The following is a 20,647-nucleotide window of genomic DNA, read 5'->3' on the forward strand; positions in this document are numbered from 1 at the left end:
TAAAATTCCATATTTTTTTCTTGAGGACTCAATCCTTTGGAAACCAAAAAATTGAGTGGAGGATTGAAAGTGGTATTCATTAGGTTAGGAAAAAGCTTTAACTTAAGTTGCTTTACTAACCCATGAACGAGAAATTTCTTTACAGCTTTCCAATCCAGCTTTTTTTACTTCATCTCCGGAAAAATCTTGCCTTGATTCTGGTTTGGGTGATTTTGGCAGGAATTGTTATGGAGAATTTTGGAGTAACTCTGGGGATTCCTTTTCTTTTTTTAGATCCTGAATATCTTCATCAGACTTCCTGGCTGAGCTTTTTTTTAATGGGTGTGGGCTTGGCTATTCTTACCATGGCTTTCCACATGACAACTTATATCATGGACGGGAGGAGATTCAAGTTTTTGGCGGTTGTGCCAAAGCCTTTTATCCACTTCTGCATCAATAATTCCCTCTTTCCACTTTTCTTTTATCTGATCTACACCATAAAATTTGTGGTTTTCCAATTGGATAATGACTTGCAATCCGATTGGGAAGTCTTGAAATATTATGGGGGATTTACCCTGGGAAGTTTGATTTCCTATACCTTGATTTTTGGGTATTTTTCTTTAACCAACAAGGACTTTTTCGTCCTTTTTGCAGGAAGTGTTGACAAAAGACTGCGTAAAGTCCGTCTGGCCAAAGTAAACCCACTTGCACGAATCAAAACCTCAAAAGAACATGAGGAAAAGGTCCGAACCTACTTGGATGTTCGACTAAAACCACATACGGTTAGGCCGGATATTTCCAGATTTGAAACCATGAAACTCCTTCGAGTTTTTAATCAAAATCACCTCAATCTATTCTTAATTGAGGTTTTCCTGATTGTTTTTGTCTTATTTCTTGGGGTTTTCAAAGAAAAGGAGATTCTCCAGTTTCCGGCTGCCATGAGTGCTTTATTGCTTTTGGCTATTTTAGTTATGCTGGTGGGGGCCTTAAGTTTTTGGCTTAGAAGTTATGCTACGATTACGGTGGTCGTTTTGATGATATTAGGAAATTACTTTTCCAACTTTTCAATTCTCAATAGACCTCATGAAGCATTTGGGTTGAACTATGAAGTCGCACCAATGGAGTATAGTTTGGAGAAATTAGATGAACTTCTTCATCCTGATACTGTCCAAAAGGATAAAACCAACATGATTCAGATTTTGGAGAATTGGAAAGCGAAATTCCCGGAAGATGAATTACCTAAACTAGTGATAGTAGCTGCAAGCGGTGGAGGCCAAAGAGCCTCGCTTTGGACTTTTCATGTGCTCCAACATATCCATAACCTTTACGGTGGAAATATTACCCAGCATACTCAACTCTATACAGGGGCTTCAGGGGGAGTTATTGGACAGGCTTTTTTCAGAGAAATCTATTTTCGATCTCAGTCGGATTCATCATACGATCCTTTAGATACCAAATATTTGGATGAAATTTCAGCTGACAATCTCAATCCCATCATTTTTACACTTCTCGTAAATGATTTACTGATTAGAAACCAAAAATTTGAATATGGAGGTTATAGTCATTTGAAGGATAGGGGTTATGCCTTTGAAAAGCAGCTTAACGACAATACGAAGAGAATTCTTGATAAGCCGCTTTCTGCCTATCGAGAACCAGAATATCAAGCCCAAATCCCATTACTTCCAGTCACTACACTCGTAACCAACGATGGGAGAAAGCTGGTAATCTCTCCTCATTCCATGTCATTTTTGGGCACTTCAATTTTGGCAAAAACCAAATCGGATGAAAAAAAGCAAACCATTGATTTCTTGAGGTTTTTTCGTGCGCATGACTCTGAAAACCTCCGCTTTCTGAGTGCTTTAAGAATGTGTGCGACTTTTCCATTTATTACTCCAAATGTCCAGCTTCCTTCTGAACCTGTCATGGAGACCATGGATACAGGGCTTTCGGATAATTTCGGAATTCAGGATGCCTTGAGATTTACCTATGTTTTCAAAGAATGGATTGCCCAAAATACTTCTGGGGTGATTTTGATAACCATCCGTGATTCGGAGAAAAATATCCAAATTCCTAAGTCTGAACCCTTGAGGATTTTTCAGAAGATTTTCAACCCGCTGAAAAATATTTATTCTAATTGGGATAATGTGCAGACCATCCAAAATGAAGTACTTTTCAATTACATGACCGAATCCATGCCTTTTGATTTGGAAAAGGTAGAGTTTGAATACAATCCCGAACAAGTTCAAACTTCGGATTTATCTGGAAGTCAACAGGCCATGCAGCGAGCCTCACTGAATTGGAGGCTTACCGCGCGAGAAAAAAAGTCAATTCTTAACAGCATTTATACCCCGAAGAACCAAGCTGCCTTGACGCGGTTAAGTAAACTTTTTGATTCTAATTCCTTACCTGATTTTTAGTAGGCTATCCCCATCTTTTTGTAAATAAAGTGCATCAACCAAGCTGGTCCGATCAGCAAAAATTGGATGTCTTTAAAAAAAGACGGTTTTTTTCCTTCGATCTTATGCCCAACAAACTGGACTATCCAGGCCAAGACGAATATCCCCAAACTGATTTGCCATAGTTTTCCTGGAAAAGTAAGGTTAAGGAAATTGGCTAAGGCTAAACAAAAAGCTGAAAATAACAACATCCCCAGAGTAAGAGGTGCCGAAAGTGACACGTAATAAATCAAAACCAGAAACAAGGTGATTGTAGCCCAGTTGGCTAATTCACCCAGAAAGGAAAGAGATTCTCCGAGAAATCCAGAAGGAATACTATAGACCAGTCCGACAATGCTGAAAAAAATTGCAGGGACACAAATCCAGTGAATCAGCTTGTTGGTGTGATTTTGATGGCTTTCGCCGTATTCAGCCAAAAGAGTATCGATTTTTCTCATGGTATTTTGGGTTGATTTGGATTAGATTGTATCAAATTACGGAAGCAAACCTTAAAATAAACCTATTTTAAAAAATATGATTAGTTACTGGGAACAGAAAAATTTTTTAACCTATGATTTAATAATTGTCGGATCTGGATTTACCGGGCTTTCTGCAGCAATCCATTTTCAGAAAAAATATCCAAAAGCAAAGGTTTTGGTTTTGGAAAAAGAAATTTTTCCCACCGGGGCAAGTACCAAAAATGCCGGATTTGCCTGTTTTGGAAGCTTGACAGAAATCTTGGATGATTTTTGGACCATGACGCAGGAGGAAGTGCTCCAGCTTGTAAAAAAGCGATACAAAGGCCTTCAGGATATTAAGAAGCAGTTTGGGGAAAAAGCTTTGGGATACAAGCATCAGCATGGTTTTGAGCTTTTGGAAGAGGATAGTCTACAGGCCTTGGATCAAATGGATTACCTGAATAAGCTTTTGAAGAAGACCTTTAAAAAAGATGTTTTTTCATTAGTCAAAAAGCCTCAAAAACTCGGCTTTTCCGAAAAGGTAAAAGCAGTGGTTGAAAACCAGTTTGAGGGAGAATTGGATCCTGCAAAATATTTGAATTGCTTGTGGGACATGGCCTCAAGACTTGGGGTAAAAATTCTCACAGGGGTCTCAGTGGTTGAAATTGAAAAAGATACCGGGATTGTCCTTGCCGAAAACGTTGGGAAGTCGAGGACTTTTGAGTTTAAGGGTGAAAAAATCGGAGTTTGCACCAATGCCTTTACCAAGAAACTCTGGCCCGAGTCAGAAATCAAACCCGGCCGAGGACTCATCCTTCTCAGTAAGCCTTTGGAAGAAAAAATTCCCTGGAAAGGGGCTTTTCACATGGATAAGGGATATGTCTATTTTAGGCAAATTGATGGGAGATTACTTATCGGAGGAGCTAGAAACAAGGATTTTGAAAAGGAAAATACTACAGAATTTGTGGTAAATCCTTTGATTAAAAATCATCTGGAAACTTTGGCAAGAGAGGTGATTTTTCCAGGAAAAAACTTGGAATGGGAAATGGAATGGACTGGAATTATGGCATTTGGCTCTAAAAAAATCCCATTGATTCAGGGTATTGGGGATAAAACCGCAGCAGCTGTTCGATTAGGAGGGATGGGAGTTGCTATTGGATGGCAGGTCGGGAAAGATCTTTCGAAGCTTCTTTCCGACAGGTAATTGGTTTTTTTTATTTAGATTGTCCGTTCAAATCTTGAGTAAAATTTGTAGATGAAAGGAATCCCCAGAGCTCCCAAAGTGCTCGATGCGCTAATCCCCCTAGTTTTTTTAATAGTCCTTTTGGCTGTCAATATCCAGGTTTTCGGAACAGATGGTTTATCAGGTTCCAACCAAATCGTGCTAATTCTCTCTGCGACTGTAGCTAGCTTGGTTGCTATTTATCGTCTTGGATTTTCTTGGGAAACATTGCAGGAAGGAATGATAAAAAGTATCAGCGCAGCAATGAGCAGTATTTTGATACTATTTCTTATTGGAGCATTGGCTGGTACCTGGCTTCTGAGTGGGATTGTTCCTGCCATGATTTACTACGGACTTCAAGTCTTAAGTCCTATCATTTTCTTGTTTGCAGCTTGTTTTATCAGTGCTATAGTTTCTGTTTCTACAGGTAGCAGCTGGACAACTGTCGCCACAGTTGGGGTTGCTCTTTTGGGAATTGGCAAAGCATTGGGATTTGAGGAGGGAATTATTGCCGGAGCGATTATTTCTGGGGCCTATTTTGGAGATAAAATGTCCCCGCTTTCTGATACGACAAACCTTGCGCCGGCCATGGCAGGAACGGATTTGTTTACGCACATCCGGTACATGGCTAAAACAACCATCCCATCCATCTTGATCACTCTAATTCTTTTCATTGTGATCGGCTTAAATTATGATACAGGGGGAAATGTAGATGACGTTAAGGCGATTTCTAGCGTGATTTTAGACAAGTTTAATATCACTCCCTGGCTTTTCGTTGTGCCAGGGTTATTGCTATTTCTAATCATCAAAAAAGTCCCTGCGTTGCCTGCCTTGCTTATCGGGGCTTTACTGGGAGGAGTTTTTGCCATAATCTTTCAACCTGAAATTATTGCTGAAATTGCCAACGAGCAGGGAAGCTATACTTATTTGTCATTCAAATCCGTAATGATGGCTCTTTATGGGGAAATCAGTATTGTCACAGATAATGCCATTGTAAACGAACTCTTGGTGACAGGGGGAATGGCAGGGATGCTAGATACCATATGGTTGATTGTCTGTGCGATGATTTTTGGCGGAATTATGGAAGAAAGTGGAATGCTAATAGTACTGGCAGAAGCTATTATCAAGAAGGTTCACAGCGTTGGTTCATTGATTGCTTCTACTGCTGCAACTTGTGTATTCTTCAATATCACCACATCTGATCAATATTTGGCGATTTTGGTTCCGGGTAGGATGTTTGCAGATGTGTATAAGAAAAGAGGACTAATGCCGGAGAATTTAAGCCGTACCTTGGAAGATTCTGCTACAGTGACTTCGGTTTTGGTTCCCTGGAATACCTGCGGAGCTACACAGGCTTCGGTTTTGGGTGTTGCTACCTTGGTGTATGCCCCTTTTTGCTTTTTCAATATAATAAGCCCATTTATGACCATTCTTTACGGATACTTTAAAATCGGTATCCGTTACATTGAGCCGGAAGAAGAATTGGTATGATCCCGTATAGTATTACAAAAGAGGAAATTAATGAACTTCCCCTAGGTCAGTTTGAGGGGGATATCTATTTGATTGATCAAATCCAGGATGTAGAAGAAGCTGTGGATTTTTTGGAAGATCAAAACCTAATTGGCTTTGATACAGAAACGCGTCCGACCTTTAGAAAAGGCCAGTTTAATCACGTTTCCTTGCTTCAATTGTCGACTGTAAATCAGGCTTTTCTCTTTCGCCTAAATTCAATTGGTTTCCCGGATAGCTTGAGAAATCTCCTGGAAAAAGAAAATTTGGTCAAAATTGGAGCAGCCGTCCATGATGATATCAAGGCCCTGAGAAAGCTGACAGATTCTTTTCATCCCCATTCCTTCTTTGATTTGAATGATGAACTGAAAAAGGTTGGATTTCACAATGTAGGAGTTCGAAACCTCTGTGGGATGGTCCTAAAAATGAGAATTTCCAAGGCCGAACAAGTGTCTAATTGGGAGGCTGAAAAATTGTCTGAGAAGCAAATGCGCTATGCGGCAACTGATGCTTGGGCTTGTCTGGAGATTTTCAAAGTACTTCAACAAGAAGGGTACTTGGATTCTCTTTTCAATCGGTAGAAAGGGTTAGGTTTTCCACGAATTCTAGCTGAGCCAAAACTTGATCCTTTAATCCCGCCCTGAATCTTAGGGTCAATTCACAATCCAGTTCCATTTTTTGGTTGATGATTTCTAAGTCCAAGCTTTTGACCACTTTCATGACTTCATTCATACTGGGATAGGGAAAAGTAAGTTTCAGCTGTTCCTGCACAAATTCTCGGATGATTTCATTTTCCTCGATCGCCAAAGCAGCCGATTGCCGATAGGCTTGGATCAATCCACTTACCCCAAGTTTGGTACCTCCAAAATACCTGACCACGACGATAAGAGTATTCGTTAATTGATTGGATTTGATTTGCCCTAATATGGGATCTCCAGCGGAATGATTGGGTTCTCCGTCGTCATTGGCGCGGAAATGTTCCCCGTCTTTTCCCAAAATCCAAGCATAGCAATGATGGGAAGCATTGTAGTAAGTTTTTCTCAAGGCAGAAAGCTCCTCTTTGATTTCCTCCTCATTCCTGACTGGAAAGGAAAAGTACAAGAACTTGCTCCCCCGATCTTTGTATAAGCCATTGCTTTTTTGGGCAAGGGTCAGGTAAGAGTCATCACCAAATGTTTCTTCCATTTTGGAAACTGCAAATTTGATTCTACTGGAAAATTAGAAAATTAACCCTAGCCTAACCTCCTCTTCATCTCTTTTCTCTTAATTTTAGCTATGATTATCCCTGATTTAAAAAGATTAAAACAAGCATACCAAAGGGCAGAATTGATTTCTGTCCCAAAGATTGGAAATGAATTGGGACAGTTAAGTTATTGGGAAAACATGGATCTTTTCCCCAATGGGATCTTAAGGAGCTTTTGGATCACGGGTGTGCGCAAAGAGGAAATCCGTGGAAAGCATGCGCACTATAAGGAAAACCAAGTGATTTTTGCCTTGAATGGAAAGCTTTGGATTCGGGTGGAAGGATTGGATTCCAGTATCTCGGAATTTACCCTGAGCAGTCCTGAGCAGGGATTGTATATTCCCCCAATGAATTGGGTAGAAATTCAATTTGAGTCCGAAGCTTGTTTATTGGGGCTTTCGGACAGGGCTTTTTCAGAAAACGATTACATCAGAGACAAGAATAAATTTGGAAGCTTACAAACAAGTGAAATCTGATTCTTTTTCCCTTCGGGTAGTTTCTGCCAATGAGGAGCGTTTTCCTTATTTTCTGAGAAAATATTCTTCCCCTAATTTTTCTCAGTTACTGGATTTTCAATGGATAAAAAAGTCCAAGATTCACGTTTCAATGACCTTGGCAATTTCTGAATCAGGAGAAGCGTATTCCCTGCCTCAATCTCCCTTTGGAGGAATTTGGGTAGAGGAATCCATAAGCCTGGAAGCTTTGCTCGAGTTTATCCAAGCTGTTTTGGAGAGACTTAAAGAGATCAAAGTTCATTTAGTAAGGGTAATCCAGGCTCCAAAACAGTATGAGGAGCATTCGGATTTGATTAGCTATGCTTTACAGGAATCTGGTTTTCATTTAGAAAAACTTACGAGCCATCAATTTTTTATAGGCAAAAAGAGGATTGGGAAATTTGTCCAGAAGTCTTTGCCGAAATATTTGTCAAAACTGAAAGAGAACAATCTCAATGTCAGGATAAACCCAATCCAGAATTTTTCTTTTCTAGAAGAAATCCGGCTTTGGAATGGTCAGAAAGGGTATGAGATGAATTTTGATGAAAATCGATTGATCCAGCAGGTTTCAGAATATCCTGAGCGATATTTTTTGATTTCGATCTCTGATTCACGTCAGGAAAAATCCATAGCCCATTCTCTGGCGGTAAAATTGACCCCAAATTCCTTTTACTATTACCTTTCAGCCATTGATCCAAAAAGTCAGGCAAAGGGTTTGGGAGAAATCCTTTTGATGTATCTTTTCAAGCTGGCAGAAAAGCATAAGGCAGAGTTTATCGACTTGGGATCATCTGAAAGTGAAGCCGGTCCTAATCATTCTCTGATTTTCTTTAAGTCCAGGTTTTCCAACGATATTAGCAATAAATCCTCTTGGTCCTGTTTGATTAAGTAATGAGAACCACCGATCTAGTCTCGATTATTTGCATTTCCTATAACCATGAATCATGGATTGAGGAGACTTTGGAGGGTATAAAGGAGCAGGATTATAGTTTTTTGGAACTCTTCGTGGTGGATAATGGAAGTCAGGATGAAACTCCAGAAAAAATTCAAAGATGGGTCGATAAAAACTCCCATTTACTTTCCGTTCAGGTAGAATTGTTGAAAGAGTCACAGCCTTATTGTCAGCTTTTTAATCAAATTTTGGCCAAGGCAAAGGGGAAATATGTGATTGACCTTTCTGGGGATGACGTCATTTTTCCTGATCATATTTCTGTCAGTGTAAACGAATTAAAGAAGGCTCCTTATGCGGCGTTTTCTTTTTCTGATGCATACATTATTGACTCCAGAAATGAGGTAAGCACGTTTTATCCAAGAAATACCGCGGGAGAATTAAAAGATGAGATAGAGCTGTCGAATATTTATGAAGTGGTAATCAAGCGGAGTTTTATATGTGCTGCTACTATTGTTTTCCAGACAGAAATTTTGAGAAAGGAGGGAGCATACGACCAGTCTTTGTATTATGAGGATTTCGATATTCAAGTGCGTCTTACTCGAAAATACCCCGTAATTTTTTCAGACCACATTGGAGTTCTAAAAAGAAAGCATGAGGATTCCATGTCGGCTGCCCAATACAAAAGGTATAATTCGCCAATGCTTCCCAGTACGGTGAAAGTCTGTAGGAAAATTCAGGCAATGAATTTATATCCAGAAGAAAATATCGCTTTAAGGAGCCGGTTAAGATATGAATTGAAACATGCACTTTGGTCTGCAAATTTCGGCCCAGCTAGAGAGTTGGTTGAGATTGGGAAAAGTATTGGGATGAGAGGATTAACCTTCAGATTTTATACTTTCTGGGCTAAAAATTCCTTCGATCTTTCTTGGCTTTACGAGTTGCTGACCTAGCCTACTAATACTTCAATAAATTTCTCTTTTGAGAAATATTTCTTTCCTATTTCCAGGATGTCCGAGGAATTGAATTTTCGGAAAAATTCTAGTTGACGCTGATAAAAGGAAAAATCCTCTCCAGAAAAATGAACGGCTTTGAATCGGTCTACCAGATCAAATGCATTACTAAACTTCCCGAGCATTTGTCCGATGAGGTAGTTTCTTACCAACTCAAGCTCATCCTCGTCTAAAGGAACCTCGCACAAAAGTCGAATTTCTTTATCAATCTCCTCAAGTACTTCTTGTCTAAATTGCTTTTGGACATCAGCCGAGATCACCCAATAGTTATGGTCATCGATCTCCCCAAGAGAGGAAAAGATCCCGTAGGTATGCCCCTTATCTTCTCGGATATTTTTGATCAACCGTGAACCAAAATATCCTCCCAAGACGGTATTAAAAACCGTTAGCGGAATATAATCCGGATGATTTTTGGGTATGGACCAATTTCCCAATCGAATACTGGTTTGAACGGAGTCGGGTTTTTCTTCCTGGCAACTTTCAATGCCTTCAATGGAATATTCAGCTATTTTGGATTCTAAATCAACTTTGGGAATAGCTGATAGTTCTTCCATCAGCTTTAGAATTTCTTCAGAGTTAAAATCCCCGGAAACGAAGATTTCTGCTTTGTTCCAAAGTTTGGTCTGGTAGTAATCCAAAAGGTCTTCCCGATTTACCTCATCCAAATGGCTTTCTAGTGTTTCCTGTCCATAAGGATGCTGGCTTCCAAAAAGGCAATTACGGAAAAGCATGGAAGCTCGGGAAGCATTTTTCTCCCGCTCCATTTTCAATCCTATTTTTCTTAGGGCTTTCTTTTTCTGAATTTTTTCTTCTGGAAAAATCGCCTCTATAAACAAGGAAAGAAAAACCGGCAAAACGGAATTTAAATGCTTTTTGGTGGTAAGGAGATTAATTCCTTCCTGAGAAAATCCGGAAAAGGGATGAACCTCACTGGCATGAAAATCGAAAAATTCGGACAGTTCTTCTTCAGAAAACCTTTGGGTCCCTTCAGTCAAAAGCTGTAAAGTAAATGAGGGAACCTGAAATTTTGAAAGGGGTAAGTGAAGTTTTGAGCTTTTGCATATCACCTCAATCTTGACTGCTTCAAGTAAGGGAGTCGAAAAGAGGAAAACCTTTATTCCATTTGATGTATGAAACTCAGTGGGATTTGAAATATCAAAGTCCCCCGGAATAACAAATTCGGGAGCCTTGGATCTGTCAAGTAGCATTAATTACTGGAAATGGTGTAAAGAAGAGAGAAACGAAGTGTTTCTGCAAGTGGGTGATTTTGTGTTTGAGGAACTAGATAGGAGAAATCAATGCCGATTCGGTTTAGATCTAGACCCAAGCCCATCGTGAAGTATTTTCTTCCGCCCTTACTTTGGTTTTCGTAAAAATATCCGGTTCGAAGAGCAAACTTGTCAGCGTACATGTATTCTGCACCAAATGATACGGTAAACTCTTTCATTTCTTCAGAAAATCCATCCGGAGCATCTGCAAATGAACCAAACATACCTGAAATCAAGGCTCTATTAGGGTCTTTTCCCGCCTGAATGATCAGGTTTCCATTTTCATCTGTGGCCAATGTTCCATCCTCATTGGTAAGATAAATAGGAGGGGTTGGAACCAGCAGTTTATTCAAATCCAAGGAAAGGAAAAGCTTATTGTTTTCGTCAAAGAAAATCCCGTACGTAGTTCCTATTCTAAAATTGGTCGGAATGTAATCTAGATCTTCAGCGCTGTTGTAGGTGATTTTTGGACCGATGTTGGTAATTGCAACGCCCCATGCCCAAGAACCTTCTTTGGATCCGATGATGGTTGGTTTTTGATAATAAAGTCCAATATCCGCTCCCACACTTATTCCTGCTTTTGCTTCATTTCCTCCGGTTGAGTTAGAAATATTTCCAGAAAGGTTGGAATGAATGAATCTAGCTGAAATGCCCAAGCCGAAGTTTTGCGAAAGCTTTCTGGAGTACGTTCCGCCGATTGCGATATCTCTAGGATTGAATTCTCCTAATTCGTTTCCTCTTCCATCTGTCAATTGGATATCTCCCATGTTGAAGTATCTCAAGTCAAATGAAAAAGCAGAAAACTCGTCAATTTTCTTAAAACCTGTCAAATAGCTCAATGACATATCATTTACCAGCTTCCCAAGCCAAGGGGAATAGGACAATGAAAAACCTAAATCGTCTTTGATGAAAGCAAGTTTTCCTGAGTTCCAATGAGCTGAGTTGGCGTCTGGGGAAGTGGCTACACCTACATCACCCATTCCTGAATGTCTGGAGTCTGGCGCAAAATTTAAAAAAGGCACAGCAGTAGTGATCACACGTCTGTTAGGATCTTGACCAGAGATGATTACACTGTTTTGTCCAAAAGTTGAAAAACCAGCCAATAGCAATCCAAAAATCAAACTGCCCTTCTTGACTATATCGGTTCTTATTTTCATTCGATTACCAGTTTCCCGCTTCTAAAGTCCGAACTTAAGTCTAGTTCTGATTGAAGCCATAAGTTGTAAATATAAGTTCCTTTTGCTGGAATTTTGGTTTGGTTTTGGAAAAATTTCCAAGACAAATTTTCAATTTTCTCCTGTGCTCTGACTAAACGAATACTCTCCGAAAATAGTATACTTCCGCTCAAAGAATAAATCTCTAAAGTGAGCAAAAGGTTTTCATTGGGTCTATTATGGGTGATTTCAAAGTTGGCTTTTTCAAAAGCCGGATTAGGATAGACCTTGTGGGAAAGAATTTTTGCGCTCCCGCTCCCACGTATTTCCACTTCAATCGTTTTTCTACTTCCGTTACCCACATTATCCCAAGCAAAAATCTCAATGCTATTCAATCCTTCTTTCAAGCCATTAATCCTGGTCGTTAAGCTTCCTTTTTTATATTCCCCATTTTGCGTAATGAATAAATTACCCAAATACTCGGGATTAAGTTCGTTTACTCCAACGGAGAGCAATTGGTTCGGGTTGAACGCTGATACATTTATTCCACTTTCATCTTCAAGCTCGAGGGTTAATTCAATTGACGTAGTTGGGAAAATGAAGGGAGGTGCGGCCAATTGGTTGATTTTAGGAAGTATTTCGGGACCTTTGGTATCTGAAGGAATGTCAGATTCTCCTCCAATGACGATTTCTTTTACCCCAAATGCTTCTTGCCCCGAATTTTCTTCCCGGGCAAGAATCCGGATTTTTCCCATTCCAAATTCTGGGTTTATGTTTTTTGGGATAAAGAATCTTGATTCTAGATTTCCCGAATTAACCTTTCCCCTTCCTTTGAAAATTAGAGTTGACTCCTCTTTGAAATTGGTTTTAGAACTCTCATCACCTAAGGTTTCAACTTCTACAGGCTTATCCCTGATTTCAATTTCATAATCTCCATTGAACCCAGATAAGTTAGCCTCGGTGAGTGGATCGATGACACTTGCTTTTAAGATTATTTCCTGAAATGAAGAAAGGGTATCTGCAGGATTTTCATCACCAATACTTTTGATCTCGTCTAATTTGATTCCCGATTCTGAGAGTGGAAGTTTTAAGCTAGGATCGCCGATTAAGGCAAAATTTCTATTCAGGGCTCCATTCTGACTCTTGTTCTTGGTGTTTTTGTAAATAGTCCCCAAATCCTGATAAACCCCATTTTCCTTTTTGAGAAACTCCTGGATAAAGGCCTGATTGAGTGAAAAATTAATACTACTAAAAACTGGACGGCCAGTAGATAGCAATGAAATAGCCCCTTTGCCTTTGGCAAAAAGTAATTCTTCAGCCGCTGATCGAATAAAAGGGCTATCAAAACGTCCAAATTCACAAGTCGCCGTCATCCAAATAGCCAATCGCTTCTGGGTTGCCCAATTTTCTAAATCTGAAACCTTGAATATTTCCTCCGCGGTTAGGGTAGTTTCATTGCCATGTCCGATGTAGTTCAGCAAAAGTGTGCCTTCGTCTAAAGCCTTTTGCAAGGCCATTTTAGCTTGAGGTGAGGATTGCTGTGTTCCGTTTTTCTCTTGCTCAAATCTATCGAGGTAAAGTTTAGAGCTTAAGAATTCCAGATGGTTTTCTGCAAGGTAGTTTGCGTGATTTTCAGCATCTCTCAAATGAATATTATTGTCTCCATCATCCGCCACAAAAGTTATATTCCTTTTCCAATCACCTTTCTCGGGTGAAGTTTCATAGGCGATGATTTTTTCTATGCTTTCGTTGGCCTCAGTAAAATTTATAGCAGGAATTCGCCCTATCCCGATTTTTAAAAGTTCATCCCCTTGGCGATCTTCTTTCCATTCTCCTTGTCCCCAATCCAAAAGGGCATAATAATCATCTGAACTATAGGTAGAAAGTGGGTCAAGGCTACTTCTGCTGGTATAAATAGGCACCAAGTTTGGCCTTCCTCCAAGAATTCTTTTGTAATCAAATGTGCCTTTTCCAAGGATCAGAACATTTTTCAAAGTTTTTCCTTGATGATATTCCCAAGCGATAAAATTGCGAATAGCGCTTACATCTCTATTTCCATAGCCAAATGAATCGAAAATATCCTCAAGACTTACAACTGAAGTTTTCAGCCCAAGTGATTGCTTATGACTTTGAAGTTTTTTAGCGGAGGAAAGTAGTGAAGATGGAGCGATAATCAGGAAAGCAGATTTGCTCGCTGATTGTCTTAACTCAAGACGAATTGGGCCTGAAATAGAAAGCTTGGGAATTTCATTACTTGAATATATGGCCCAAGATTTTCCTTTTGAAAAAGATCCTTCCACTGCAATAGGAGAATAGAAATCTGAGATTTCTATAGCAAAAACACCTTCAGGAATTTGAATGATTTGTTCCTCAAAATGCCTGAAAACTCCATTTTTCCAATTTTCTCTTGTGAATGGAACTGCCACTGTCACCTGATCTAAAAAGCCAGCCGAATTGGAGCCGGTACCTTGGTAAGTAAATCGGAGTTGGGAAAGTTGACCTCCCGAAGGTGCGAATTCAATTTGAAAATCTCTGGGATCACCTTTAATTCCATAGATATTAGATGAGATAGGGGAAAATGCGATTTCCTGGATGAGCTGATTTCCGGTCAGCATTCTCATCGTACTTGAACTTGTGGATTGGCCCATGACTCGGGAAGAAATAATCCAATTTTCCGAAGCCTCAGATCGTAATCCGAAATTCAAATTTAGACTTTGGCCTTGTCGGATGGGGAGGGAGTACCATTCTCTTCCTGATTCCAAGATGTTGGTTATCTCTTCTTTTTGAGAAAAGAAGCGATAAAGAACTTGGCTTGATGGAGTAGTTTCGCTGATGGATTTTTTTTCTATTCTTTTTGGATTGGCCTTTTTCCCGATGAGATAACTCAGCGTATCGGTGTACAGATGATGCTGATAACTGATTTTTTGATCTGGGCTCCATTGGATTTGATGAGGACCTTGGAGAAAAACCAATAATTCATTTCCATTTTGAAAAGAAGGGATTTCCTGCAAAGACAATTGGATTGAATCCAATTTTTGAGGCAGCATGCCTGGGAAACCATAAAAAGTAAGTTCTGAAAGATCTGAAAAACCCAATTTTCTAGCTTCCTCTAAGGAAACTTTATAAATCCCGGATTCTACAACTTTTGCCTCAAAAAATTGAGCATTGACCGCACCGGACCAAATTATTCCGATTCCACAAAAGATATTCTTGATCCACCTGATGCCGCTCATTCACGCCCTATTGCATTTTCAACTAGAGATAATCCAATATACGCTAAGATGATCAAAGGGATTCCTCCCAATTGTAGAATTGCAAAGGAAGCTAAACTGATAACTATCAGAAGAAAGCGAAAGAGGTTCTCCCTGATTTTGAAATTTTTAAACTTCAGTGCGATTAATGGAATCTCAGCGATTAAAAGAATTGAAAAGATCCATGCTATTCCAATAAGAATAAATTGAGAATTCAGGACTTCACCTACCTTGGGCCAAAGTAGAGCTAAATGAGGCAGAGTGCTGATAAATAAAGCATTGGCTGGAGTTGGTAATCCAATAAACCGATCACTTTGTCTGGCATCCAAATTGAATTTTGCCAATCTATAGGCAGAAAGCATGGGGACAATAAGAGTCAAATAAGGAAGCCAGTTTTCCGGATTTGAGCTTTCAGCCATTTTATAAAGAATAAATCCTGGTAAAACCCCGAATGAAACTACATCAGCCAAGGAATCCAATTCCTTTCCAAGATTACTTTGAACTTTTAGGATTCTCGCCGCCATTCCATCCAAAAAATCGAATCCAGCAGCCATCAAAACGAAGATTGCTCCGGATAAAATCTCACCTTTCAAAACAAATATTATCCCAATAGCTCCAGTTAGAAGATTGAGCAAGGTGATGGTGTTGGGTATGTGTGCTTTAATTTTCAATAGCTGGCTCTTTCTCCCACAAAGGGGTTGTGAATTCTTTCGAAACCTACGGTTGTTTCCGGTCCATGGCCTGAATAAATGACAGTTTCATCTGGAAGTGAGAATAATTCAGACTTTATTTTGGTAAGCAAAAGATGGTGATTTCCTCCCGGAAGATCAGTTCTGCCAATGCTTGCTCTGAAAAGTGTATCGCCGCCGATGCATTGTCCACTTTCCTTATGATAGAAGACCACATGTCCTGGGGCATGACCAGGAACGAATAAAACTTTCAATTTTTCCTTTCCGATAGCGATTTCTTGTCCTTCTTCTATGAAGTAGTCTCCTTCAGAGGATTCATATCCCTGAAATCCATAATTCGGGGCATAAACTTCTACAGATTTCAAAACGGGTACTTCATTTTTATGCAATCCCAATTGAAGATTCCATTTTCTTTTTACCCAGGCATTCCCCAAAACATGGTCAATATGACAATGGGTATTGAGTAGCAATTTGGGTTCTAGTCGGTTCTCTTGGATAAAGTTTTCTAATTCAGTCCTTTCCGCGTGAGTGAAGCATCCTGGATCGATGATGGCGGCAATTCCATCTTCATCGTGGATGACATAGGTATTTTCCTGAAATGGATTAAAGGTGAATTTGTGGATAGAAAGCATAGGAAAAGTCCTCTGAAGGACGGCAAAATAAGGAAATATGGATTTACTTTGGGCCATGGAACTTGATTTTTTACTTATTGGACAAGGCTTGGCGGGTACGGCTCTGGCATACAGGCTTGAGCAGGCTGGAATGCGGATTTTGATACTCGACCAGCCGGAAAAAAATCAAAGTAGCCGTGTGGCGGCAGGTTTATATAATCCAGTCACAGGGAAAAAAATGGTGAAATCCTGGATCGCCGAAAAGCTTTTTCCAGAGCTTGAGCAATTTTATATAGAGTTGGAGCAGAAAATCGGATCCGACTTTCTCATTGAAAAAAATATCTATCGACCCTTTCTTTCCATCGAGGAGCAAAATGAATGGATGGGACATTCCAGTGATCCTTTGATTCATCTGTTTATCGAAGAAATTTTCACAGAAAGTCAACACCCCGAACTCCGAGATCCCTTTGGAGGAGTTTTGTTGAAAAAATCCGGATGGCTTGATATCCCAACCTATTTGGAGGGAATGGCTAAGCATTTTGGAGAAAAATTGAAGCTGGAAAATTTTGAAGAGGAGTTGTTGGAGAAAACATCCAATGGATGGAACTACAAGGATTTTTCCTTTCGGGGGATAATTTATTGCAATGGCTTAGCGGCAATGAAGTCCAGGTTTTTTTCTTTTTTGCCTTTTGCTCCGGTGAAGGGGGAGATTTTGGAGGTGGAACAGGATTTTGATCCAGCTTGGATTATCAATCGGGGAGTGTTTCGAGTTCCTTTGGAAGAGGGAGTATTTCGCGTGGGATCTACTTACACTTGGCATGATTTGGAAATTGGACCAACAGAAAGTGCAAAAAATGAGTTAATTACCAAACTTGAGCATCTCGTTCGAGTTCCTATAAAAAGTATCAAAAGTCATCGACATGGAATCAGGCCAGCGACAAAAGACAGGAAACCATTTTTGGGAAAACATCCTATCGAAGCTGGCGTTTACATCTTCAATGGATTTGGTGCCAAAGGAGTCTCATTAACTCCATACTTCAGTGCGATGATGAGAGATTTTCTTATTGAAAATCGACCTTTGGACACTGAGGTAGATATCAAAAGGTATTTTAAGTATATTTAAATCTGATCAAATTTCTTCGCATGCGGTTCACAGTTTTGCGGTTTCTTTTAGTACTTGTTTTAATGTTTGCAGGGTCGCTTGCTTATGGGCAATTCGATCAAGAGCGGTTTGGAAAAAACAGGGTTCAGCACAAAGAGATCAAATGGTATTTTTATTCCTCGAATAATTTTGAGGTTTACTATTACGATAGAGGAGGTCCTCATGCCAAAATGGCTATTGAATATTTGGAGGCTGAGTTTGATCGATTAACTCAAAACATAGGCTATGTAGCCTATACCAAACCAAAAATTTACATCTACAATTCCCCAGAGGAAAGACTTCAGAGTAATCTCGACATCAATGCCAACCAATATACCATTGATGGTCAAACAAAATTTACTCGGCTTATCGCTGAAGTCGCATATAAAGGAAGAATAGACCTGTTTAAGGAAGATTTAATTCAAGCTACCTCAAAAGTTATCATCAAAGAAATGCTATACGGGGCATCTGTCTCCGATGCATTTCAATCTAATTTGGTTAATGATTTCCCTGAATGGTATATAGATGGAATCTCTCTCTACTTAGCTAAAGGATGGAGCCGTGAAATGGATGATTTCATTCGCTACTATTTGAAAGAAAATGATAATCCAAAAATTTTAAGTCTTACCGGAGCAGAGGCTGGCTTGGTGGGGCAATCCATTTGGAACTATATCGCAGAGCGGTACGGAAGGAGATATGTTTCCAGTATTTTGAACTTGTCTCGAATCAATAGAAATGAAGAAAATAGTATTGCCAACACAATTGGCGTCAATGCTAAAGTGTTTTTTGACGACTGGAAAAGTTATTACCTGAAGGTAAGCGAGCCTGTTTTTTCAACTTTTAAGGAGGTAAATACCCAATCGTCAGTGGCAAATACATCTTCCAGGATTGGAGGTTCCATTGCAGATATTAAGTTTAGTCCAGATGGGCTAAACCTTGCCTATGTAATAAATAATGGGGGAAAGTTTAAAGTAATTGTAAGAGAGCTTTCTTCTGGTTTGGAGCAAACTGTTTTTGCAGGAGGCGCCACCTATGATGAATTACCTCCTAATCTATATTCTCCCGTTGTTGCTTGGAGAGATTCTGCAAATATTGCAATAGCATCCTTCAAAAGAGGTTTTACCACGTTGAGGTTGCGGTCAATTGACGGGAGCTCCCAGGATAAGATTTTCCTCAGAAATATTACTCAGATTACCAGCCTGAGCTTCAATGAAAAAGGTACCAATATGGTACTATCGGCGATTTCTAACGGAAAATCGGATATCTACACACTGAATGTTAGAGGACAAGGGAAAAGGCTAACCAATGATCTTTTCGACGAGTTGACCCCAGCTTTTTTGAATGACTCAACAATCATTTATTCTACCAATTTTACCGAGCTCCCGGATTCGGTGATGACCGCTACGCCTGACCTGAAGGTGCTTCCTGATATTTATAACCTATACATGGTTCAGGTGCAAAAGGATACCACAATTTTCACCAAGCTTACCAACACGAATAGCAAGAATTTGTTGCCTCGAAAGGTGAATAATAACACGATGGTTTACCTCAGTGATTTAAGTGGGATTAATAACCTGATGAGGCTAAATATCGGAAATCAACTATCAAATCAGATTTCAGCTTTCGGTAAGAGTGTAGAGGTATTTGATGTAAATAGCCGAATGAATAGAATGGCTTATTCTATCCGAGATGGAAAGACTGCTCACCTATTCATAGAAGGATATAGTGGCGCTGATCAATTTACTCCAAGTACCCCAAGAATCCAGTTGGCTCAGGCAAAGGATTTAAATGAACGATTGGCTGCCAGGAGATTATTGGAGGCAAGAGCCAACCAAACTGAAAAAGTAGAAGAAGAAAAACCTGCTCCAGTTCCAGTTCAGGAGATTAAAGCAGATACAACTCAAAACAAAACATCTTCCATCAGTCTTGAAAGATTGAGATTCGAAAATCGCCGTGGGGTCAATACTGAAAATTATGTTTTTGACACCCTGCCTCCGACGACTCCTCAAGTTCAAAATGCAAATGAAGGGAATAGAGTCAGTTTATTGGATGCCTTTAGAAGACAAAGTCTGCAAAAACGTGTGACGGGTCCAAGACAGATGGAACCTCAGTTTTTTACCAATAATATCAATACACATTTTGTTGTCGATCCACTTAGAGGATTCGGAATCAGCATGAATGGTAAAATGACCGATATCCTGGATAACCATGTATTTATGGGAGGAATAATGACTTCATTGGATTTCAATTCCGGAGGGGATATTTGGTTTGAATATGAATACCTGAAAAGTCGCTTGGACTTTAGAGGCAGGTTTGATAGGAAAACTATCCGAGTCGAGGAAAGTGATATTACCTTCCAAAAATATGTTTTGACTAAGGTAGAGGCTGGGGTTTCCTATCCACTGAATATCAATTCCAGGTTCTATGCAGCTCCATTTGTTGCCAAAACCCAATATTTCAACCTAAATCCTGATTCTATCATTTTTGGAAAAGACCCTGACCAGAACCAGTTTAATGTCAACTATGTGGGTGGGAAGGCAGAGTTTGTCTACGACAGGACTCAGCCTTTAGGGCTTTATACTTTTACAGGTTTGAAAGGAAAGGTTGGTTTTGTTCACTACCAAGGCTTGAATAATGGAGATAGATCCTTTAGCAATTTCTATTTGGATTTGAGAAACTTCCAGAGAATCCATAAGAATATCATTTTAGCTTCCAAACTTTATGTGGGTTCCTTTATGGGGAGAAATCCTCAGAATTATTTGGTCGGAGGCATGGACAATTGGTTATTCAATGATTTCTATCAACCACCGGCAAATCGTCCTGAACCTTCTCCAGTAAGAAATCCGACTGGTTCTGAAAATTCCAATTTGCTTTTCGCAGAATTCGTTGATTTAAGAGGTTTTGACTACGATGAGATTCGGGGAAGAAATGTGATTACTTTCACCACAGAGCTTAGGCTTCCGGTTTTCTCCTATCTGACTAGAGGAAATATTACTTCCAATTTTATCCGAAACTTCCAATTAGTCGGTTTCTATGACATTGGCTCCGCCTGGAATGATTTCCATCCTTGGGAGAAAGTAAATGATCAAAATACGGAAGTCATCAATACCCCAGGATCTCCATTTGAGATCACTTTGAATAACTTTAATAATCCTTGGCTTCAAAGCTATGGCGCCGGATTACGAACAGTTCTGTTGAATTATTATGTAAAATTTGATGTAGCCCGTCCAATTCGAAACTATCAAACAGAAGATTTGAAGTTTTACTTTACTTTGGGCTATAATTTCTAAT

The 20,647-nt window shown here is 39.6% G+C and carries 16 protein-coding genes; 9 read left to right on the plus strand and 7 right to left on the minus strand.

Annotation, left to right across the window (positions count from 1 at the left end; translation table 11 throughout):
- Positions 1 to 122 precede the first annotated feature (122 nt).
- Positions 123 to 2,396, plus strand: coding sequence for a patatin-like phospholipase family protein (locus DFQ04_RS12755; protein WP_133556448.1), 2,274 nt, complete (start codon positions 123 to 125; stop codon positions 2,394 to 2,396).
- Here DFQ04_RS12755 and DFQ04_RS12760 read toward each other — a convergent pair.
- Positions 2,393 to 2,872: an Mpo1 family 2-hydroxy fatty acid dioxygenase gene (locus DFQ04_RS12760; RefSeq protein WP_133556451.1), complete on the minus strand. Its 480-nt coding sequence runs from the start codon at positions 2,870 to 2,872 to the stop codon at positions 2,393 to 2,395. The genes DFQ04_RS12755 and DFQ04_RS12760 overlap by 4 nt on opposite strands.
- A gap of 76 nt (positions 2,873 to 2,948) precedes the next feature.
- Here DFQ04_RS12760 and DFQ04_RS12765 point away from each other — a divergent pair, with 76 nt between their 5' ends.
- From DFQ04_RS12765 to DFQ04_RS12775, 3 genes are read left to right on the plus strand one after another with little or no spacing between them, the layout of a single operon-like run.
- Complete coding sequence (locus tag DFQ04_RS12765; protein ID WP_133556453.1) at positions 2,949 to 4,076, plus strand: NAD(P)/FAD-dependent oxidoreductase; 1,128 nt, start codon at positions 2,949 to 2,951, stop codon at positions 4,074 to 4,076.
- Positions 4,077 to 4,127: 51 nt separating this feature from the next.
- A complete protein-coding gene (gene nhaC / locus DFQ04_RS12770) occupies positions 4,128 to 5,585 on the plus strand; it encodes a Na+/H+ antiporter NhaC (RefSeq protein ID WP_133556455.1) in 1,458 nt (485 codons plus the stop codon).
- The gene (locus DFQ04_RS12775) at positions 5,582 to 6,184 is read left to right on the plus strand and encodes a 3'-5' exonuclease (RefSeq protein ID WP_133556457.1); all 603 of its coding nucleotides are present in this window, start codon (positions 5,582 to 5,584) and stop codon (positions 6,182 to 6,184) included. The genes nhaC and DFQ04_RS12775 overlap by 4 nt, the downstream gene beginning before the upstream one ends.
- Here the strand turns inward: DFQ04_RS12775 and DFQ04_RS12780 are convergent.
- Positions 6,174 to 6,788, minus strand: coding sequence for an IMPACT family protein (locus DFQ04_RS12780; RefSeq protein ID WP_133556459.1), 615 nt, complete (start codon positions 6,786 to 6,788; stop codon positions 6,174 to 6,176). The genes DFQ04_RS12775 and DFQ04_RS12780 overlap by 11 nt on opposite strands.
- Positions 6,789 to 6,878: 90 nt before the next feature.
- Here DFQ04_RS12780 and DFQ04_RS12785 point away from each other — a divergent pair, with 90 nt between their 5' ends.
- The 3 genes from DFQ04_RS12785 to DFQ04_RS12795 are packed head-to-tail and all read left to right on the plus strand — an operon-like array spanning position 6,879 to position 9,182.
- Positions 6,879 to 7,322 (plus strand): sugar 3,4-ketoisomerase, encoded by a 444-nt coding sequence (locus DFQ04_RS12785; RefSeq protein WP_133556461.1) that lies wholly within the window; start codon positions 6,879 to 6,881, stop codon positions 7,320 to 7,322.
- Entirely contained in the window at positions 7,312 to 8,232 is a 921-nt protein-coding gene (locus DFQ04_RS12790; RefSeq protein WP_243739680.1) for a hypothetical protein, read from the plus strand. The genes DFQ04_RS12785 and DFQ04_RS12790 overlap by 11 nt, the downstream gene beginning before the upstream one ends.
- The gene (locus DFQ04_RS12795; protein ID WP_133556463.1) at positions 8,232 to 9,182 is read left to right on the plus strand and encodes a glycosyltransferase family A protein; all 951 of its coding nucleotides are present in this window, start codon (positions 8,232 to 8,234) and stop codon (positions 9,180 to 9,182) included. The genes DFQ04_RS12790 and DFQ04_RS12795 overlap by 1 nt, the downstream gene beginning before the upstream one ends.
- On the opposite strand, the gene DFQ04_RS12800 is transcribed toward DFQ04_RS12795, so the two are convergent.
- From DFQ04_RS12800 to DFQ04_RS12820, 5 genes are all read right to left on the minus strand, one after another.
- Entirely contained in the window at positions 9,179 to 10,237 is a 1,059-nt protein-coding gene (locus tag DFQ04_RS12800; RefSeq protein ID WP_243739681.1) for a M16 family metallopeptidase, read from the minus strand. The genes DFQ04_RS12795 and DFQ04_RS12800 overlap by 4 nt on opposite strands.
- Positions 10,238 to 10,449: 212 nt before the next feature.
- Positions 10,450 to 11,667 (minus strand): type IX secretion system outer membrane channel protein PorV, encoded by a 1,218-nt coding sequence (gene porV / locus DFQ04_RS12805; protein ID WP_133556467.1) that lies wholly within the window; start codon positions 11,665 to 11,667, stop codon positions 10,450 to 10,452.
- Positions 11,664 to 14,897 (minus strand): type IX secretion system sortase PorU, encoded by a 3,234-nt coding sequence (porU, locus tag DFQ04_RS12810; RefSeq protein ID WP_133556469.1) that lies wholly within the window; start codon positions 14,895 to 14,897, stop codon positions 11,664 to 11,666. The genes porV and porU overlap by 4 nt, the downstream gene beginning before the upstream one ends.
- Entirely contained in the window at positions 14,894 to 15,586 is a 693-nt protein-coding gene (gene pssA / locus DFQ04_RS12815; protein WP_133556471.1) for a CDP-diacylglycerol--serine O-phosphatidyltransferase, read from the minus strand. The genes porU and pssA overlap by 4 nt, the downstream gene beginning before the upstream one ends.
- A complete protein-coding gene (locus tag DFQ04_RS12820) occupies positions 15,583 to 16,293 on the minus strand; it encodes an MBL fold metallo-hydrolase (protein ID WP_243739682.1) in 711 nt (236 codons plus the stop codon). Before DFQ04_RS12820 ends, pssA begins: the two co-directional genes overlap by 4 nt.
- Between DFQ04_RS12820 and DFQ04_RS12825 the strand changes: the two genes are divergently transcribed.
- Together DFQ04_RS12825 and DFQ04_RS12830 are read left to right on the plus strand one after the other, a co-directional pair.
- Positions 16,274 to 17,338, plus strand: a complete 1,065-nt coding sequence (locus DFQ04_RS12825; RefSeq protein WP_243739683.1) for an NAD(P)/FAD-dependent oxidoreductase — start codon at positions 16,274 to 16,276, stop codon at positions 17,336 to 17,338. The two genes, DFQ04_RS12820 and DFQ04_RS12825, sit on opposite strands and share 20 nt — an antisense overlap.
- 20 nt (positions 17,339 to 17,358) lie before the next feature.
- A complete protein-coding gene (locus DFQ04_RS12830; RefSeq protein ID WP_133556473.1) occupies positions 17,359 to 20,646 on the plus strand; it encodes a biopolymer transporter Tol in 3,288 nt (1,095 codons plus the stop codon).
- Position 20,647 lies beyond the last annotated feature (1 nt).

Source organism: Algoriphagus boseongensis (assembly GCF_004362805.1).
GTDB lineage: Bacteria > Bacteroidota > Bacteroidia > Cytophagales > Cyclobacteriaceae > Algoriphagus > Algoriphagus boseongensis.

What these genes read in the sequence shown, in the direction of transcription:
- DFQ04_RS12795 (WP_133556463.1), top strand. Translation starts at nt 8,232, where the DNA reads ATGAGAACCACCGATCTAGTCTCGATTATTTGCATTTCCTATAACCAT.
- porU (WP_133556469.1), bottom strand. Translation starts at nt 14,897, where the DNA reads ATGAGCGGCATCAGGTGGATCAAGAATATCTTTTGTGGAATCGGAATA.
- DFQ04_RS12785 (WP_133556461.1), top strand. Translation starts at nt 6,879, where the DNA reads ATGATTATCCCTGATTTAAAAAGATTAAAACAAGCATACCAAAGGGCA.
- porV (WP_133556467.1), bottom strand. Translation starts at nt 11,667, where the DNA reads ATGAAAATAAGAACCGATATAGTCAAGAAGGGCAGTTTGATTTTTGGA.
- DFQ04_RS12830 (WP_133556473.1), top strand. Translation starts at nt 17,359, where the DNA reads ATGCGGTTCACAGTTTTGCGGTTTCTTTTAGTACTTGTTTTAATGTTT.
- DFQ04_RS12760 (WP_133556451.1), bottom strand. Translation starts at nt 2,872, where the DNA reads ATGAGAAAAATCGATACTCTTTTGGCTGAATACGGCGAAAGCCATCAA.
- DFQ04_RS12755 (WP_133556448.1), top strand. Translation starts at nt 123, where the DNA reads ATGAACGAGAAATTTCTTTACAGCTTTCCAATCCAGCTTTTTTTACTT.
- DFQ04_RS12775 (WP_133556457.1), top strand. Translation starts at nt 5,582, where the DNA reads ATGATCCCGTATAGTATTACAAAAGAGGAAATTAATGAACTTCCCCTA.
- DFQ04_RS12780 (WP_133556459.1), bottom strand. Translation starts at nt 6,788, where the DNA reads ATGGAAGAAACATTTGGTGATGACTCTTACCTGACCCTTGCCCAAAAA.
- DFQ04_RS12825 (WP_243739683.1), top strand. Translation starts at nt 16,274, where the DNA reads ATGGATTTACTTTGGGCCATGGAACTTGATTTTTTACTTATTGGACAA.
- DFQ04_RS12765 (WP_133556453.1), top strand. Translation starts at nt 2,949, where the DNA reads ATGATTAGTTACTGGGAACAGAAAAATTTTTTAACCTATGATTTAATA.
- nhaC (WP_133556455.1), top strand. Translation starts at nt 4,128, where the DNA reads ATGAAAGGAATCCCCAGAGCTCCCAAAGTGCTCGATGCGCTAATCCCC.
- DFQ04_RS12820 (WP_243739682.1), bottom strand. Translation starts at nt 16,293, where the DNA reads ATGGCCCAAAGTAAATCCATATTTCCTTATTTTGCCGTCCTTCAGAGG.